The sequence below is a fragment of the Cellulosimicrobium sp. ES-005 genome (assembly GCF_040448685.1).
GTDB lineage: Bacteria > Actinomycetota > Actinomycetes > Actinomycetales > Cellulomonadaceae > Cellulosimicrobium > Cellulosimicrobium cellulans_G.
In genome coordinates, this window is the sequence record NZ_CP159290.1 from 1,868,386 (window position 1) to 1,884,857 (window position 16,472).

16 protein-coding genes are annotated in these 16,472 nt (G+C 74.8%); 10 read left to right on the top strand and 6 right to left on the bottom strand.

Features of this window, described 5'->3' with window-relative positions; genetic code table 11:
- Window positions 1-36: 36 nt before the first annotated feature.
- On the top strand, window positions 37-1,416 hold the full coding sequence (locus ABRQ22_RS08115; protein ID WP_353709177.1) for a M20/M25/M40 family metallo-hydrolase: 1,380 nt from the start codon (window positions 37-39) through the stop codon (window positions 1,414-1,416).
- 19 nt (window positions 1,417-1,435) lie between these two features.
- Here the strand turns inward: ABRQ22_RS08115 and ABRQ22_RS08120 are convergent, their stop codons facing one another.
- Complete coding sequence (locus ABRQ22_RS08120; protein WP_353709178.1) at window positions 1,436-2,287, bottom strand: fructosamine kinase family protein; 852 nt, start codon at window positions 2,285-2,287, stop codon at window positions 1,436-1,438.
- 10 nt (window positions 2,288-2,297) lie between these two features.
- On the bottom strand, window positions 2,298-2,531 hold the full coding sequence (locus ABRQ22_RS08125; protein WP_009861400.1) for a DUF5703 family protein: 234 nt from the start codon (window positions 2,529-2,531) through the stop codon (window positions 2,298-2,300).
- A 101-nt stretch (window positions 2,532-2,632) separates the two neighbouring features.
- Between ABRQ22_RS08125 and ABRQ22_RS08130 the strand changes: the two genes are divergently transcribed.
- Window positions 2,633-2,953: a primosomal protein gene (locus tag ABRQ22_RS08130; RefSeq protein WP_253049754.1), complete on the top strand. Its 321-nt coding sequence runs from the start codon at window positions 2,633-2,635 to the stop codon at window positions 2,951-2,953.
- A 10-nt stretch (window positions 2,954-2,963) separates the two neighbouring features.
- Here the strand turns inward: ABRQ22_RS08130 and ABRQ22_RS08135 are convergent, their stop codons facing one another.
- Window positions 2,964-3,932, bottom strand: a complete 969-nt coding sequence (locus ABRQ22_RS08135) for an aldo/keto reductase (protein WP_253049752.1) — start codon at window positions 3,930-3,932, stop codon at window positions 2,964-2,966.
- A gap of 209 nt (window positions 3,933-4,141) precedes the next feature.
- On the opposite strand from ABRQ22_RS08135, the gene ABRQ22_RS08140 reads away from it, so the two are divergent.
- Window positions 4,142-5,017, top strand: coding sequence for an undecaprenyl-diphosphate phosphatase (locus ABRQ22_RS08140; protein ID WP_353709179.1), 876 nt, complete (start codon window positions 4,142-4,144; stop codon window positions 5,015-5,017).
- A 7-nt stretch (window positions 5,018-5,024) separates the two neighbouring features.
- Here the strand turns inward: ABRQ22_RS08140 and ABRQ22_RS08145 are convergent, their stop codons facing one another.
- Window positions 5,025-6,122, bottom strand: coding sequence for a magnesium and cobalt transport protein CorA (locus ABRQ22_RS08145; RefSeq protein ID WP_353709180.1), 1,098 nt, complete (start codon window positions 6,120-6,122; stop codon window positions 5,025-5,027).
- A gap of 152 nt (window positions 6,123-6,274) precedes the next feature.
- Here ABRQ22_RS08145 and mshC point away from each other — a divergent pair, with 152 nt between their 5' ends.
- Entirely contained in the window at window positions 6,275-7,549 is a 1,275-nt protein-coding gene (gene mshC, locus ABRQ22_RS08150; protein ID WP_353709181.1) for a cysteine--1-D-myo-inosityl 2-amino-2-deoxy-alpha-D-glucopyranoside ligase, read from the top strand.
- Window positions 7,550-7,583: 34 nt separating this feature from the next.
- Here mshC and ABRQ22_RS08155 read toward each other — a convergent pair whose 3' ends face one another.
- Window positions 7,584-8,450, bottom strand: a complete 867-nt coding sequence (locus ABRQ22_RS08155) for a PAC2 family protein (protein ID WP_253049744.1) — start codon at window positions 8,448-8,450, stop codon at window positions 7,584-7,586.
- 137 nt (window positions 8,451-8,587) lie between these two features.
- Between ABRQ22_RS08155 and ABRQ22_RS08160 the strand changes: the two genes are divergently transcribed.
- A complete protein-coding gene (locus tag ABRQ22_RS08160; protein WP_353709182.1) occupies window positions 8,588-9,301 on the top strand; it encodes an HAD family phosphatase in 714 nt (237 codons plus the stop codon).
- Here the strand turns inward: ABRQ22_RS08160 and ABRQ22_RS08165 are convergent.
- Window positions 9,298-10,044, bottom strand: a complete 747-nt coding sequence (locus tag ABRQ22_RS08165) for a phosphotransferase (RefSeq protein WP_353709183.1) — start codon at window positions 10,042-10,044, stop codon at window positions 9,298-9,300. The genes ABRQ22_RS08160 and ABRQ22_RS08165 overlap by 4 nt on opposite strands.
- Before the next feature lie 68 nt (window positions 10,045-10,112).
- Between ABRQ22_RS08165 and ABRQ22_RS08170 the strand changes: the two genes are divergently transcribed.
- The 5 genes from ABRQ22_RS08170 (at window position 10,113) to ABRQ22_RS08190 (ending at window position 16,463) form a co-directional block, all read left to right on the top strand.
- On the top strand, window positions 10,113-11,291 hold the full coding sequence (locus ABRQ22_RS08170; RefSeq protein ID WP_353709184.1) for a site-2 protease family protein: 1,179 nt from the start codon (window positions 10,113-10,115) through the stop codon (window positions 11,289-11,291).
- Window positions 11,292-11,448: 157 nt separating this feature from the next.
- Complete coding sequence (locus ABRQ22_RS08175) at window positions 11,449-12,462, top strand: tRNA (adenine-N1)-methyltransferase (protein WP_353709521.1); 1,014 nt, start codon at window positions 11,449-11,451, stop codon at window positions 12,460-12,462.
- A gap of 182 nt (window positions 12,463-12,644) precedes the next feature.
- A complete protein-coding gene (gene arc / locus ABRQ22_RS08180; protein ID WP_253049738.1) occupies window positions 12,645-14,303 on the top strand; it encodes a proteasome ATPase in 1,659 nt (552 codons plus the stop codon).
- 169 nt (window positions 14,304-14,472) lie between these two features.
- On the top strand, window positions 14,473-16,110 hold the full coding sequence (gene dop / locus ABRQ22_RS08185) for a depupylase/deamidase Dop (protein ID WP_353709522.1): 1,638 nt from the start codon (window positions 14,473-14,475) through the stop codon (window positions 16,108-16,110).
- A gap of 152 nt (window positions 16,111-16,262) precedes the next feature.
- Window positions 16,263-16,463, top strand: a complete 201-nt coding sequence (locus ABRQ22_RS08190; protein WP_047232853.1) for a ubiquitin-like protein Pup — start codon at window positions 16,263-16,265, stop codon at window positions 16,461-16,463.
- Window positions 16,464-16,472 lie beyond the last annotated feature (9 nt).

Below are 16,472 nucleotides of genomic sequence, written 5' to 3' on the forward strand. Positions count from 1 at the left end.
GGCGGGCGGGGCGATCGCGACGGGTAGCGTGTGGCCATGACCGCTCCGTACCCGGAATCCCAGGCCAGCGCCGGCACCCCGGCGACCGTCGACGTCCCCTCCGGCACGGTGCCGCGGGGGGAGGACGAGGTGGTGCGGATCTGCCGGGAGCTGCTGCGGATCGACACGTCGAACTTCGGCGACGGGACCGGTCCGGGGGAGCGTCGCGCGGCGGAGTACGTCATGGGGCTGCTGCACGAGGTCGGGCTCGAGCCCGAGCTGTTCGAGTCGGAGCCCGGCCGGGCGAGCGTCGTCGTGCGTCTGGAGGGCGCGGACCCGACCCGCCCGGCGCTCGTGCTCCACGGGCACCTCGACGTCGTGCCGGCGCAGGCCGCGGACTGGTCGGTCGACCCGTTCGCGGGCGAGGAGATCGACGGCCTGCTGTGGGGCCGCGGCGCGGTCGACATGAAGGACATGGACGCGATGATCCTCGCGGTCGTGCGGCAGATGGCGCGCGAGGGGCGCAAGCCCGCGCGCGACGTCGTCGTGGCGTTCTTCGCCGACGAGGAGGCGGGCGGCGTGTACGGGGCGCGCTACGCCGTCGACCACCGGCCCGAGCTGTTCGAGGGTGCGACCGAGGCGATCAGCGAGGTCGGCGGGTTCTCGGTCGAGGTCGGGGGCCGGCGCGCGTACCTGCTCCAGACGGCGGAGAAGGGCATCGCGTGGCTGCGCCTCGTCGCGGAGGGCCGCGCGGGTCACGGGTCGCAGGTGAACGAGGACAACGCGGTGACGCGGCTCGCGGAGGCGGTCGCGCGCATCGGGGCCCACCACTGGCCCAACACGCTCACCCCGACCGTCGACAGGCTGCTGCGCGGCGTCGCGGACCTCACCGGGCTCCGGTACGACCCGGAGGACCCGTCGTCGGTCGCGGCGCTCGTCGCCGCGCTCGGCCCCGCGTCGCGGTTCGTCGGCGCGACGGTGCGCCACACGTCCAACCCGACGCAGCTCTCCGCCGGGTACAAGGCGAACGTCATCCCGGGCCGGGCGGAGGCGGCGATCGACGCGCGCCTGCTGCCCGGGCACGAGGAGGAGGGGTTCGCGACGCTGCGGGCGCTCGCGGGCGAGCACGTGCGGGTCGAGGAGATCCACCGGGACATCGCGCTCGAGGTGCCGTTCGAGGGCGACCTGGTCGACGCGATGGTCGACTCGCTGCTCGCGGAGGACCCCGAGGCGACCGTGCTGCCGTACACGCTCTCGGGCGGCACGGACAACAAGTCGCTCGCGCGCCTCGGCATCACGGGCTACGGCTTCGCGCCGCTGCGCCTCCCGGCCGACCTCGACTTCTCCGGCATGTTCCACGGGGTCGACGAGCGGGTCCCGGTCGACTCGCTGCGCTTCGGCGTGCGCGTGCTCGACCGCCTGCTGCGCACCTGCTGACGCCGTCCGGGTCGACCGCTCAGGCGTCGCCCAGCAGCGCCCGGACCGACGAGCGGAGCTGCGCGCGGTAGCCGCCGCCGAACAGCACCGCGTGCACCGCGACCGGGTACACCTGGTGCAGCGCGACCCGGTGGCGCCACCCGCGCGCGAGCGGGTGCGCGGCGTCGTATCCGGCGAGGATCTCCTCGAGGAAGGGGGCGCCGAACAGCGCGAGCATCGCCAGGTCGGCCTCGCGGTGCCCGCCGTGCGCCGCGGGGTCGACGAGCACCGCCTCGACGTCGCCCGGTCGTCCGTCCGGACCGGGGTCGAGCGGGGACCACAGCACGTTGCCCGACCACAGGTCGCCGTGCACGCGCGCGGGGGAGTCGTCGAGCGCGGGGCGCGCGAGGTCCGCGAGGCGTGCTCCCAGGCGTTCGAGGAGGCGCGCGTCGTCGGCGTCGAGCGCCCCGCGGTCGCGGCCCTGGCGCGCGACCGGGAGCAGCCGCGCCTCGGCGTAGAAGGTCGGCCAGTCGGGCCACGAGCCCGTCGGCATCGGCAGCGGGTCGTCGAGCGGACCGAAGAACGCGTCGCCCGACCAGCCGGGCGGCGGCGCGCCCCACGCCTGCGCTCCCGCGTCGTGCACGACGGCGAGCGCCCGGCCGAACGCGTGCGCCGCCTCGGGCGTCGGTGCGGCGGGCAGGACGCGTTCGAGGTCGAGCCGGGTCGGGCCGACCCCGCGCACCGTCGCGACGCGCGGCCCGCCCGGGACGCGGAGCCACGCGAGCCCCGCGGCCTCGCAGTCGAAGAAGCCCGCGGGCGCGTCCGCGCGCGACTTCGTGAAGACGTCCGGCGGGGAGCCCGCGGAGCCGTCCCCGCGGCCGGGACCGCTCACGGGGCAGGGCTCACAGGGTCGAGCTGACCCGGATGATCTTGCGGCGCAGCCACACGCGGCGCTCGCCCCCGACGTAGAGCCGCGTCCGGGCGAGCTCCCAGCGCCCGTACTCGGCCTCGTCGGTGAGCAGCCTGCTCGCGTCCGACCGGCTCGTGGAGCGGTCGATCGTCAGGACGCGGTACTCGTACTGCCCGCCGTGCGCGGCCCATCCGGACCGCCGACGTGACGTCGGCCTCTCCTCCACGTGCCACCGTCCTCTCTCGCCTGACTCGGTCGTCGGCCGGGCGGGAGAACCCGCTCGACTAACGAGTGCCATTGTGCCCCTCTCGGCGCTACCGTCAGGGTATGACCGCTGACCCGCGTGCCGCGCTCGACCGGTTCATCGCCGCGCTCGAGGCCCACTACAACGCCGTCGCCGCACGCCGCGGGGAGGACGACCCCGCCGTCGACGACGCCTACTACGTGCTCGCGGACGCCTTCGAGGTCTACGACGAGGCCCTCGGCCAGGTCCACGGGGAGGCGACGCCGTTCTACCTCGCGGAGGAGGACGACGAGGACGAGGACGAGGACGACGACGAGGAGGACGAGGACGCGCTCGACGACCTCGACGACACCCTCGACGACGACGTCCTGACCGGCGAGCTGGAGACCGACGGCGCGCGCTGAGGCGCCGTCGTCACCACCGCTCGGGGTAGCCGACCTCCAGGTCGCTCACGTCGTCGAGCGCCGCGCGGACGGCGTCGGGGAGCTCGAGGTCGGTCGCGGCGAGCGACGTGCGCAGCTGGGCCGGAGTCCGGGCGCCGACGATCGCGCTCGCCACCGTGGGGCGGCCCAGGAGCCACGACAGCGCGACGTCGAGCGGGGCGCGGCCGAGACCGTCGGCCGCGGTGACGACGGCCTCGACGATCCCCGAGGAGGACTGGTCCAGGTAGGGCTCGACGAACCCGGACAGGTGCGGGGACGCGCCGCGCGAGTCCGCGGGGAGCGAGCGGCGGTACTTGCCCGTGAGCACGCCCCGGCCCAGCGGCGACCAGGCGAGCAGGCCGAGCCCGAGCGCCTCGGCGGCCGGCACGACCTCCCGTTCCGCGCCGCGCTGGAGCAGCGAGTACTCGAGCTCGACCGCGGCGAGGCCCACGTCGTCGGCACCGCCGAGCAGCGTCGCGGCGCGCGCCGTCGCCCACGCGGGGTGGTTGGACAGCCCGACGTACCGTGCCCGGCCGGACGTCACGGCGTGGCGCAGCGCGGAGAGCGTCTCGGTGAACGGCGTGCGCGGGTCGGGCGCGTGCACGAGGAACAGGTCGACGTGGTCGGTGCCCAGGCGCGACAGCGAGTCGTCCAGCGAGTCGAGGAGCGCCCCGCGGGACGCGTCGACGACCGGTCCCTGCGCCGTGCGGCGCACGCCCGCCTTGGTGCACAGGAGCACGTCGCGCCGGTCGACCTTCGTCCCCAGGATCGACCCGAGCAGGGACTCGGCGTCCCCGTCGGCGTACGAGGCGGCGGTGTCGACGAGGGTCCCGCCCGCGTCGACGAAGTCGCGCAGCTGCTCGGCGGCGTCGAGCTCGTCCGTGTCCCGGGCCCACGTCATGGTGCCGAGGCCGAGCTCGGACACGCGCAGGCCGGTGCTGCCGAGGTGGCGGTGTTCCATGGGAGCCGAGGGTACCGGCGGACCCCGCCGCGCGACCGTCGGGGCGCGCGACGGACCCCGGGAGCGGCGAGGTTCACCCGTCCCTCCAAGCCTGCGGGCCGGGTCCGCGGGACGGTGTTCACGCGCCCGTCGCCCGGCGTTCATCCGGGGGCGCCGACCCGCCGACGAGGTGCCGGGAGGGCCTGCCCGAGCGGGTATCGTGGCCGCTCGTGAACGCGTGGGAAGCCGTCCTCCTCGGCCTCGTCCAGGGCCTGACCGAGTTCCTCCCGATCTCCTCGAGCGCGCACCTGCGCATCGTGGGCGAGCTCATCGGCTCGCAGGACCCGGGGGCCGCCTTCACGGCGATCACCCAGATCGGGACCGAGACGGCGGTCCTCCTGTACTTCCGTCGCGACATCGCGCGGATCTGCGCGGCGTGGTGGCGCTCGGTGCGCGGCGACCACGGTACGGACTGGAGGTCGCGCCTCGGTCGGCACGACCACGACGCCGCGATGGCCTGGTACATCGCCCTCGGCTCCGTCCCGATCGTCGTGCTCGGCCTGCTCTTCCAGGACGCGATCGAGAACACGTTCCGCAACCTCTACCTCACCGCGCTCATGCTCGCCGTCTTCGCGCTCCTGCTCGGCTGGGCGGACCGGATCGGCGCCAAGCGGCGCACGCTGCGCGAGCTCTCGCCCGGCCAGGCCGTCGCGTTCGGCTTCGCGCAGGCGCTCGCGCTCGTCCCGGGCGTCTCCCGGTCCGGCGGCACGATCACGGCGGGCCTCCTCATGGGCTTCACGCGCGAGGCCGCGGCGCGCTACTCGTTCCTGCTCGCGATCCCCGCGGTCATGGGCTCGGGGTTCTACCAGCTCGTCAAGTCCGCGGACGAGCCGGCCCCCGGCGCGCCCGGCGCGGGCGCGACCCTCATCGCCACGCTCGTCGCGTTCGTCGTCGGCTACTTCGTCATCATCGCGTTCCTCAAGATCGTCTCGACCTTCAGCTACACGCCGTTCGTGGTCTACCGCCTGGTGCTCGCCGCGCTCGTCGTGCTGCTCCTGCTCACCGGCGTGCTCGAGCCCGGCGGGACCGCCACGTCCACCCCGTGACCCGCGGTCAGAGCCAGCCGACCCGCTTGAACACGCGGTAGAGCACGAGGCAGCCGACCGCCATGAGCGCGAGCGCGAACGGGTAGCCGAACGCCCAGTGCAGCTCGGGCATGTTCCGGAAGTTCATGCCGTAGACCCCCGCGACGATGGTCGGGTAGACGAGGATCGCGGCCCAGGCCGAGATCTTGCGCATGTCCTCGTTCTGGCGCACCGACACCTGGGACATGTGGACCTGCAGCATGTCCGAGAGCAGGTCGTCGTGCGCGTCGAGGTGGCGGTCGATCCGCTCGACGGTCGTCACCACGCGCTCGAGCATGCGCCGGTTCACCGCGAGGTGGTCCGGGACGTCGGGGTCGAGCAGCTCGGGCAGCTCCGCCGAGACGGGCATGAGCGCGCGCCGCGCCTCGGTGATCTCGCGCTTGAGGTCGTAGATGCGCTCGACCGGGTCCTCGCGCTGCTGGTCGAACACGACCCGCTCCGTGTCCGCGACCGCGTCCCCCAGGCCGAGCTCGACCTGCGACGCCCCGCCCACGATCGCCAGGACGGCGGCCGACACGATCCGCTGGACGGGCGTGCCCCGCGGGTCCCCCGGGGCGGCGAGCTTGTCGAGCATGGTCGCGTGCACGCCGGCGTCCCCTTCCTCGGCGGTGACGACGGTGCCCGGTCCGAGCAGCGCGGCGAACTGGCCGGTGCGCACCTGGCGGTCCGCCTCGGTGAACCACGCCGTCGGCGTGACGAGCAGGAGCCAGTCGGGCGCGAGGCGGCGCACGTGCGCCAGCGGGTGGTGCGCGTGCCGGGACAGCTCGTGGTGCGTCGGTCCCGGGCTCGTGGAGACACGGGCCGCGGCGTCGAGCACGGCGTCGAGGTCGGCGACCCGCGCCCACGTCGCCGGGCCACGCGGGGTCCGGCCTTCGCCCGCGTCATGGTCGCCGCCCTCGTGGTCGCGGGCCGGGTCGTCCCCGGCGCGCGCGTCCCCGAGCGTGCCGGGGTCGAGCTCGCGTACCTCGGCCGCACCCGGGTCCACGGTCCACGCCGCCAGGACGGTGGCGTCGGGGAGCAGGGGGCCTCGCGCGGCGTCGACGCGCGGGTCGGTGGGCTTCGTCACGTCCGCATTCTCCCGCGCCCGGCGTGGACCTGCCCGGTCGCGCGGGATCGCCGTCGGTGCGGGCAGCGGCGTGCCGTCCGTGTCCCGTGCGCGCGGCGCCCGCCTTCCGGACGACGGTCCGGCGCCGACGTCCCGACGGCTAAGGTTGACGCGTGCACAGCTGGCCCGCCCCGCAGATCCCCGAGCTCCCCGGACGAGGCCTCCCGGTCCGGGTGCACGACTCGACGACCCGCGAGCTCGTCGTCGCGGCCTCGGGCGAGGACGCGACCCTGTACGTGTGCGGCATCACGCCGTACGACGCGACCCACATCGGCCACGCGGCCACCTACGTCGCGTTCGACCTGCTCGTGCGGGCGTGGACGGACGCCGGCCAGCGCGTGCGGTACGCGTCGAACGTCACCGACGTCGACGACCCGCTCCTCGAGCGCGCCGCCGCGACGGGCGTCGACTGGCGCGCGCTCGCCGTCGACCAGACGGCGCTCTTCGCCGAGGACATGACGGCGCTCGGCGTCGTCCCGCCGGACGTCTACGAGGGCGCGGTCGAGACGATCCCCGCCGTCGTCGAGGCGGTCACGCAGCTCCTCGACGCCGGGCTCGCCTACCGCGTGCCGGTCGAGCCCGGGGCGGGCGGGACCGACCCGGGCCTCGGTGACGTCTACGCCGACCTCTCGGCCGACCCCGCGTTCGGCTCCGTCTCGCGCCTCGCGCGCGACGTCATGCAGCACCTCTTCGCCGAGCGCGGGGGCGACCCCGACCGCGAGGGCAAGAAGGACGCGCTCGACCCGCTCCTGTGGCGCCGCGAGCGCCCGGGCGAGCCCGCGTGGGACGGTGGCGCGCTCGGCACCGGGCGGCCCGGCTGGCACGTCGAGTGCGCCGTCATCTCGCGCGACGGCCTCGGCCTGCCGTTCGACGTGCAGGGCGGGGGAGCGGACCTGCTGTTCCCGCACCACGAGATGTCGTCCTCGCACGACCGCATGCTCTCGGGCGGTGGCGCGCCCCGCGCCCACGTCCACGCCGGCCTCGTCGCGTACGAGGGCGAGAAGATGAGCAAGTCGCGCGGCAACCTCGTGCTCGTCTCGAAGCTGCGGGCCACGGGCGTCGACCCCATGGCGATCCGCCTCGCGCTGCTCGCGCACCACTACCGCGGTGAGTGGGAGTGGACCGACGACGACCTGCCCGCGGGGGTGCGCCGCCTGGAGACGTGGCGCGACGCCGTCTCCGGCAACGGCGGTCCCGACGCCACCGCGACGCTCGCCGCCGTGCGCGCCGCGCTCGCCGACGACCTGGACGCGCCCGCGGCGCTCGCGGCCGTCGACGCGTGGGCCGCGGAGTCGCTGCGTCCCGGGCGCGACACGTCCGGCGACGACGAGGGCGCGCCCGGCGTGGTCGCCCGCGCGGTCAACGCGCTGCTCGGCGTGCGCCTCTGACGCGCCGCCGCACGCCCGCGGCGGCGGGGAGGCGTCAGACCGTCGGTCCCTTGCCCGGGTTGCCGCGGTCGCGACGGCGCAGGTAGCGCTCGAACTCGCGCGCGATCGCCTCGCCGCTCGCCTCGGGCAGCTCAGCGGTGTCCTTCGCCTCCTCGAGCTGCTGGACGTACTCCGCGATCTCGGCGTCCTCCGCGGCGAGCTCGTCGACGCCGTGCTGCCAGGCCTCGGCGTCCTCGGGCAGGTCCCCGAGGGGGATCGGCTCCGAGAGGAGCTCCTCGATGCGCGCGAGGATCGCGAGCGTCGCCTTGGGCGACGGCGGGTGCGCCACGTAGTGCGGAACGGCCGCCCACAGCGACACCGACTGCAGGCCCCGCTCGGCGGCGGCGTGCTGGAGCACCCCGACGATGCCCGTCGGCCCCTCGTACGTGCTCGGCTCGACGTCGAGCACCGCCTGGAGCCCGACGCTCTCCGACGTCGCCGTCATGGGGATGGGCCGCGTGTGCGGGACGTCGGCGAGCAGCGCGCCGAGCGTGACGACCGTGCGCACGTCGTGCTCCTCCGCGATGTCGAGCAGCTCGCGGCAGTACCGGCGCCACCGCATGGACGGCTCGATGCCGTGCACGAGCACGACCCGTCGCCCGCCGGGCGACAGGGTCGCGGACGCGATCGTCGTCGTCGGCCACGTGATCTCCCGGAGCCCGTCGTCGTCGGTCGTCACGACGGGGCGGTTCACCTGGAAGTCGTGGTACTCCTCCGGGTCGAGCTCGTCGACGTCCTCGGCGCCCCACACCTCGTGCAGGTGCTGGAGCGCGGCCGTGGCGGCGCTCCCCGCGTCGTTCCAGCCCTCGAACGCCGCGATCATCACGGTCTGCCGGGTGCCCTCGGTCGCGTTCTCGGTCATCGCCCCAGCCTATGCGGCCGGGCCCGACGACGGCGGAGCGGGTTCGCGCGTGGCGTAGCCGCACGTAGGGTGGAGGGACCGGGTGCACAGCGTCGTGCCCCGCCCGGACCCCCACCCCTCGTCCTTGGAGCCATGCCGTGACGTCCCCGCGCCCGTCCACCGATCCCGTCCTGCCGCAGGCCGTCCTGTGGGACATGGACGGGACGCTCGTCGACACCGAGCCGTACTGGATCGCGGCGGAGCACGAGCTCGTCGAGGCGCGCGGGGGCACGTGGACGCACGAGGACGCCATGTCGCTCGTGGGGAACCCGCTGCGCGAGTCCGCGCGGATCATCCGGGACCGCGGGGGCGTCGACCTGCCGGTCGACGAGATCGTCGCGTTCCTCCTGGGCCGGGTCATCGAGCAGGTGCGGGCCGAGGTCCCGTGGCAGCCCGGCGCGCGCGAGCTGCTCACGGCGCTGCGCGAGGCCGGCGTGCCGTGCGCGCTCGTCACGATGTCCTACCGCGAGCTCGCCGCGCCCGTCGCGGAGCTCGCGCCGGACGACGCGTTCCAGGTGCTCGTGTGCGGGGACGAGGTCGAGCGCGGCAAGCCCGACCCCGAGCCGTACCTGCTCGCGGCCGAGCGCCTCGGCGTCGACGTCGCGCGCTGCGTCGCGATCGAGGACTCGCCTGCCGGCATCGCCTCGGCCCGCGCGGCCGGCGCGGCGACGCTCGGCGTGGAAGCCGTGGTCCCCGTCCTGCCCGCGCCCGGCCTGAGCCGGACGCCGTCGCTCGAGCTCGTCGACCTCGGCCTGCTCGCCCGGCTCGTCTCCGGCGAGGTCGTCGACCTCATGGACGACGACGCCGCCTAGCCTCGCGCGAGGCGTGCCGCGTCCCGGCGGTACAGCGCCGCGTGGTCGTGGAGGTCCGGCCGAGCGGTGTCCCGGGCGTGCGCGTCCGTCCAGCCGGCGAGGTCGAGGAGACGGTCGTGCATCGTCGACAGCACGTCGTCGGGACGAGGCGCGCGGTCGTGGCCGTAGCCGACGAGCAGCTCGGCGAGCCGCTCCTCGGGCGCGAGCCCGGGCGGGGCCGGCATGTCCTCGCACCAGCCGCACAACCGGTAGGCGAGATAGGCGACGTCCCAGACCCGGGGCCCTGGCGACGCCATGTCGACGTCGATGAACCCGACGAGGGCGCCGCCCGCGCGGACCATGTTGTACGGCGCGGCGTCGTTGAGGCACACGACCTCCGCCGGCTCGCGCACGGGTGAGCGCCACACCGCCCCGGCGAGCGCGAAGCCGACGGTCGCGTCGTGCCACGCCCGCAGCATCGCGCCCGACTGGCGGAGCGTCGCGCGGTCCCAGAGCCAGTCCGGGAGCGGCCAGCCGCCGACCTCGCCCTCGGTCCAGGTCAGCACCTCGCGCCCGGCCGCGTCGCGGCCGAGCGGCGCGGGGGCCACGGAGACCCCCTGGGCGCGGACCCAGGCGAGGAGCGCGTGGACCGTCGGCGTCCACGGACCGGCCGTCCGCCGCACGGTGTCGCCGACGCGCACCACGGCGTTGACGTTCCCTCCGGTCAGCGGGACCTCGACCTGGTCGTCGTCGTGAGCGTGCACGGCCCGATCATCGCACCCGCCGCTCGCCCGACGTCCGGGTCGGCGCGCGGAACGCATAGGCTCTCCGGGTGGACGGACCCCAGCCCAGCGCCCCCCGCACGCCCGCACCGGTCGGCCCGCGCACGAAGGGCTGGGTCATCGGCCGCATCGTCGGCGCACCGGTCATCCTCACGCCGTCGTGGTTCCTCGCCGCCGCGATCCTCACCCTGCTGTTCGTCCCCACGGTGCGCCGGCTCGCGCCGCACCTGGGCAACGAGGTGTACCTCGTGTCGTTCGCGTTCGTGCTCCTGCTGTTCGCCTCCGTGTTCCTGCACGAGGTGGCGCACGCGCTCGTCGCGCGGGCCCGCGGGCAGCACGTCACCGAGCTCGCCGTCACGCTGTGGGGCGGGCACACCGCGTACTCGGGGACGTCCGCCCGCCCGCTCGACGGCTTCCTCATCTCCGTGGTCGGGCCGCTGACCAACCTGGCGCTCGCGGTCGTGTTCTGGGTGACGTTCCAGGCGCAGCCGACGTTCTCCGTGCCCGCGCTGCTCCTCTACGCCGGGGCGTTCTCCAACGCGTTCGTCGGGTTCTTCAACCTCCTGCCGGGGCTGCCGCTCGACGGCGGGCAGATCCTCGAGTCGGCCGTGTGGGCCGCGACGGGCTCGCGCACCCGCGGCACGGTCGCGGCGGGCTGGGTCGGGCGCGCGGTCGCCGTCGGCGTCGTCGCGTGGGCCCTCGTCTGGCCGCTGACGCTCGGCCGCCAGCCCGACCTCTGGACCGTCGCGTGGGCGGCGCTCATCGGTGCGTTCCTCTGGAGCGGTGCCGGGCAGGCGATCGCCGCGGGACGTGCGCGCGAGGCGGTCTCGGGGCTCTCCGTGCGCGGCCTCGCACGGCCCGCGGTCGCCGTGCCCTCCACGGCGACGGTCGGGGCGGTGGGGCGGTCGGTGGCGCTCGCGGGCGGGCCGCACGTCCTCGCGGTGCTCGTCGACGGGGCGGGGCTGCCCTTGGGGTACGCAGACCCCACGGCCGCCGCCGCCGTGCCGCCGGACGCCGCCGAGACCACGCCCGTGGGGGCCGTCGCCGTGCCGCTGCCCCCGGGGGCGACGATCGACGCGCACCTCCAGGGCCAGGACATGCTCGCCGCGCTGGCGCGCGTCGGGCGCGAGGCCGCCGTCGTCGTCGTGACCGACGGCGGCCGCGTCGTCGGGGCGCTCGAGGTCGCGCGGGTCGTGGCGGCGCTGCGGGACGCGCAGCGCGGTCGCTGACCGCGTCTGGCCCGTAGGATGGTCGCCCGTGACCTCCGAGCCCGCCGCCACGCCCGGCCCCCAGACGACGCCCTCCGGACCGGAGGACACCGCCGCGCCCGCGGCGGACGCACCGGACCGCCCCGGCGCGACGGGCGCCGACGAGCGCCGCGGTCCCCTGCGCGTGGGGGACAAGGTCCAGCTCACCGACCCGCGCGGGCGCCTGCACACCATCACCCTCGCGCCGGGCGCGACGTTCCACACGCACAAGGGCTACCTGCGGCACGACGACCTCATCGGGCAGCCCGAGGGGAGCGTCGTCCGCAACACGGCCGAGATCGAGTACCTCGCGCTGCGCCCGCTGCTCGCGGACTACGTGCTGTCCATGCCGCGCGGTGCCGCGGTCGTCTACCCCAAGGACGCGGGGCAGATCGTCGCGATGGCGGACATCTTCCCCGGCGCGCGCGTCGTCGAGGCGGGCGTCGGATCGGGCGCGCTGACGATGTCGCTCCTGCGTGCGGTCGGCGACGCGGGCGAGCTGCACTCGATCGAGCGTCGCGAGGACTTCGCGGCCATCGCGCGCGGCAACGTCGAGACCTTCTTCGGCGGCGCGCACCCCGCCTGGACGCTCTCCGTGGGCGACCTCGCCGACGTGCTGCCGACCGTCACCGAGGACGGCACGGTCGACCGCGTCGTCCTCGACATGCTCGCGCCGTGGGAGAACCTCGACGTCGTCGCCCGTGCGCTCGTCCCCGGCGGCGTGCTGGTGTGCTACGTCGCCACGACGACCCAGCTCTCGCGCCTCGCGGAGGACCTGCGCGCCGACGGGCGCTACGCCGAGCCGGTCGCGTGGGAGTCCATGGTGCGGGGCTGGCACCTGGAGGGCCTCGCGGTGCGCCCGCAGCACCGGATGATCGGGCACACGGGCTTCCTGCTCACCGCGCGCCGTCTGGCCGACGGCGTCGCGCCGCCGGAGCGCAAGCGCCGCCCGGCCAAGGGCGCCTACCCGACCGACGCCGAGCAGTGGTCGCCCGAGGAGCTCGGTGAGCGTCCGGTGTCGGAGAAGAAGATCCGTCGCGTGCGTCGCGACGTCGGACAGGGGCCGGAGCAGCCCGAGGCCAGCGGCGCGGAGCAGGTCCCCGGCCACGACGCCGAGCCGGGCGAGCACCCGGCCGAGGTGTCGGGGCCGTGACGGTCCGGTAACGATCGGGACCCGGTCGTCTCACCCTGGGTGTCGTCGGTGTGCTCGGGCGAGAATTGTGCCTAAGGTCGTCACCCGACCGCCGGACGGTGGTCGGCACGGGTCCTCCCGCGGGTCCGTCGTCCGCCGTCCACCACGCGGTCGGGCGAGCCGCCGGCGAGAGGGGACACCCCATGAGCGAGACATTCGGCCGTAGCGACGAGGCCCCGCAGAGCAGCGCGCGCGAGCTCGCGCTGCTGTCCGCGAAGAACGAGAGGCTCGCCGAGGCCCTCCGGGCCGCGCGCGACCAGATCCTCGACCTCAAGCGGCAGATCGACGACCTCGCCAAGCCCCCCGGCACGTACGCGGTGTTCCTCGCCGCGCACCCGGACGGGTCGGTCGACGTGTCCGCCGCCGGGCGCAAGATGCACGTCGGGGCGAGCCCGAGCCTCGACGTGGAGCGGCTGCGCCCCGGCCAGGAGGTCAAGCTCAACGAGGCGATGACCGTCGTCGCGGCCGGCGGGTACGAGCGCACGGGCGAGATCGTCACCGCCAAGGAGATCCTCGACGCCGACCGCGTGCTCGTCGTGGGGCGCGCCGACGAGGAGCGCGTCGTGCGCCTCGCGGGCTCGGTCGCGCACGCGTCGCTCCGCGTCGGCGACTCGCTGACCATCGACACGCGCAGCGGGTTCGTGTTCGAGGTGATCCCCAAGTCCGAGGTCGAGGAGCTCGTCCTCGAGGAGGTCCCGGACATCGAGTACGAGGACATCGGCGGCCTCGGCCCGCAGATCGAGCAGATCCGCGACGCCGTCGAGCTGCCGTTCACGCACCCCGACCTGTTCCGTGAGCACGGGCTGCACCCGCCCAAGGGCGTCCTCCTGTACGGCCCGCCCGGGTGCGGCAAGACGCTCATCGCCAAGGCCGTCGCGAACTCGCTCGCGCACACCGTCGCGCGGGCGCGAGGGGAGCAGGTCGAGGCCGGGTCGGGCGCGGCGCGCAGCTACTTCCTCAACGTCAAGGGTCCCGAGCTCCTCAACAAGTACGTGGGCGAGACCGAGCGGCACATCCGCCTGATCTTCGCCCGCGCCCGGGAGAAGGCGTCCCAGGGCACCCCGGTCGTCGTGTTCTTCGACGAGATGGAGTCGCTGTTCCGCACGCGCGGCACCGGTCTGTCGTCCGACGTCGAGACGACGATCGTGCCCCAGCTCCTCGCCGAGATCGACGGCGTCGAGCGGCTCGACAACGTCATCGTCATCGGCGCGTCGAACCGCGAGGACATGATCGACCCCGCGATCCTGCGGCCCGGTCGCCTCGACGTGAAGATCAAGATCGAGCGGCCGGACGCCGAGGGCGCCAAGGAGATCTTCGCCAAGTACCTCACCGAGGACCTGCCGATCCACGCCGCGGACCTCGCCGAGCACGGCGGCAACCAGCGCGAGGCGCTCGACGCGATGATCCGGTCGGTGGTCGAGCGGATGTACTCCGAGGAGGACGAGAACCAGTTCCTCGAGGTCACTTACGCGAGCGGCGACAAGGAGGTCCTCTACTTCAAGGACTTCAACTCGGGCGCGATGATCCAGAACGTCGTCGACCGGGCCAAGAAGTCCGCGATCAAGGACTTCCTCGCCACGGGCCAGCGCGGCATCCGCGTCGACCACCTGCTCGCCGCGTGCGTGGACGAGTTCAAGGAGAACGAGGACCTGCCCAACACGACCAACCCCGACGACTGGGCGCGCATCAGCGGCAAGAAGGGCGAGCGCATCGTCTTCATCCGCACGATCGTCCAGAAGAAGGGCGAGGGCGGCTCCCCGCGCACCATCGACACGGTCACCAACACCGGCCAGTACCTGTAGGACCGCCCGACCGACACCCCCAGACCCTGTCGGGTCGGCGACCTGCTCGCGCGGGCCGTCGCACCGGCGGGGTCTCGCCGCTGCGTGGGAGGGGGCCGTCGTCGGTGGACACGGTCCGCGCGCCGTCGGAGGACCGACATAGGGTGAGCGCGTGAGCGTGCGACGGGTCATGGGGATCGAGACCGAGTACGGCGTCCTGCAGCCGGGGAAGCCGATGGCGAACCCGATGCTCCTGTCGAGCCAGGTCGTCACGACCTACCGGGCGCTCGCCGCGCGGAGCGACGGCGCCCGCGGCCGGGCCCGGTGGGACTACGACGACGAGGACCCGCTGCAGGACGCACGGGGGTTCCACGTGCCGCGCGCGTCGGCGCACCCGTCGCTGCTCACCGACGACCCGACCCGGCCCGCGCCCTCGGGGCCCGTGGCGGAGCCCGCCGGGGGCGGGGCGGCCGAGGGCTCGCTCCAGGAGGTCGCACGGCCGACGACGGAGGAGTACGACGACCCGAGCGCCGCGAACGTCATCCTCACGAACGGTGCCCGGCTGTACGTCGACCACGCGCACCCGGAGTACTCCTCGCCCGAGGTCACGGTGCCGCACGACGTCGTGTGCTGGGACGTGGCGGGGGAGCGCGTCATGCTCGCGGCGTCGCGCGAGCTGGACCAGGTGCCCGGCGGGTCCGTCGTGCTCTACAAGAACAACGTCGACGGCAAGGGTGCGAGCTACGGCACGCACGAGAACTTCCTCGTGGACCGCGACGTCCCGTTCGGGGTGCTCGTGGAGATGCTCACGCCGTTCCTCGTGACCCGGCAGGTGTTCGCCGGCTCGGGGCGCGTCGGCCTCGGCCCCGCGGGCGAGGAGCACGGGTTCCAGATCTCCCAGCGCGCGGACTACGTCGAGGCGGAGGTCGGGCTGGAGACGACGCTGCGCCGCCCGATCGTCAACACGCGCGACGAGCCGCACGCCGACCGGCAGCGCTGGCGCCGGCTGCACCTCATCATCGGCGACGCGAACATGCTCGAGACCGCGACCTACCTCAAGACGGGGACGACGTCGCTCGTGCTGTTCGTCGTCGAGCACCTGGAGGAGCTGGGGCCGCAGGTGCGGTCGCGGCTCGCGGGCCTGCGGCTGGCGGACCCGGTGGCCGACGTGCAGCGGGTCAGCCGCGACCTGGACCTCACGCGTCGGCTCACCCTCGCCGACGGGCGCGAGCTGACGGCGCTGGAGGTCCAGCGCGAGTACCTCGACGTGGCGACGCAGGCGGCGGAGCTGCTCGCCGGCACCGACGGCGTCGACGCGCCCACGCGCGACGTGCTCGCGCGATGGGCCTCCGTGCTCGAGCGCCTGAGGACGGACCGCGCCGCGTGCGCGCGCGACGTCGAGTGGGTCGCCAAGCTGCGGCTCCTCGACCGGCTGCGGGAACGCGACGGGATCGACTGGGGCCACCCGCGGCTCGCGGCGATGGACCTCCAGTGGTCGGACGTGCGCCCGGAGCGCGGCATCTACCACCGGCTCCTCGCGGCGGGCGCGGTCGACCGGGTCGTCACCGAGCGCGAGGTCGGCGCCGCCGTGCACCACGCCCCGGAGGACACGCGCGCGTACTTCCGCGGCGAGGTGATGGCCCGCTACGGCGACCAGGTCTCGGCCGCGAGCTGGGACTCGGTGATCTTCGACGTCCAGGGGGCACCGTCGCTCCAGCGGGTCCCGATGATGGACCCGCTGCGAGGGACGCGCGCGCACATCGGCGCGCTGCTCGACGCGAGCCCGGACGCGGCGGCGCTCCTGGCGGGTCTGGCAGGCCCGTCGTGAGCGGCGGCGACTAGGCTGGACGTACGACGGCGCCCCGCCCCTCGCGGAACGGGCGCCGCGTGCGAGCAGGGCCGGGAAGGGCGCGAGCCCCGACCGGGTTGGAACGGACAGAGCGTCGGCGCGGCACCGGGCCGACGGACGAGGAGGCAGCCATGGCGGGTACCGAACGCACCCACGCGTCGCACGAGGACCGGCGTCCCGACGACGAGCCCGAGGGCCCCGAGGTCCCGGTCGCGCCGCAGGCGCAGTCGCGCGACGCGGAGGTCGACGCGCTCCTCGAGGAGATCGACGAGGTGCTGGAGACGAACGCGGAGTCCTTCGTCCGGGGCTTCGTCCAGAAGGGCGGCGAGTAGGAAGGGTGA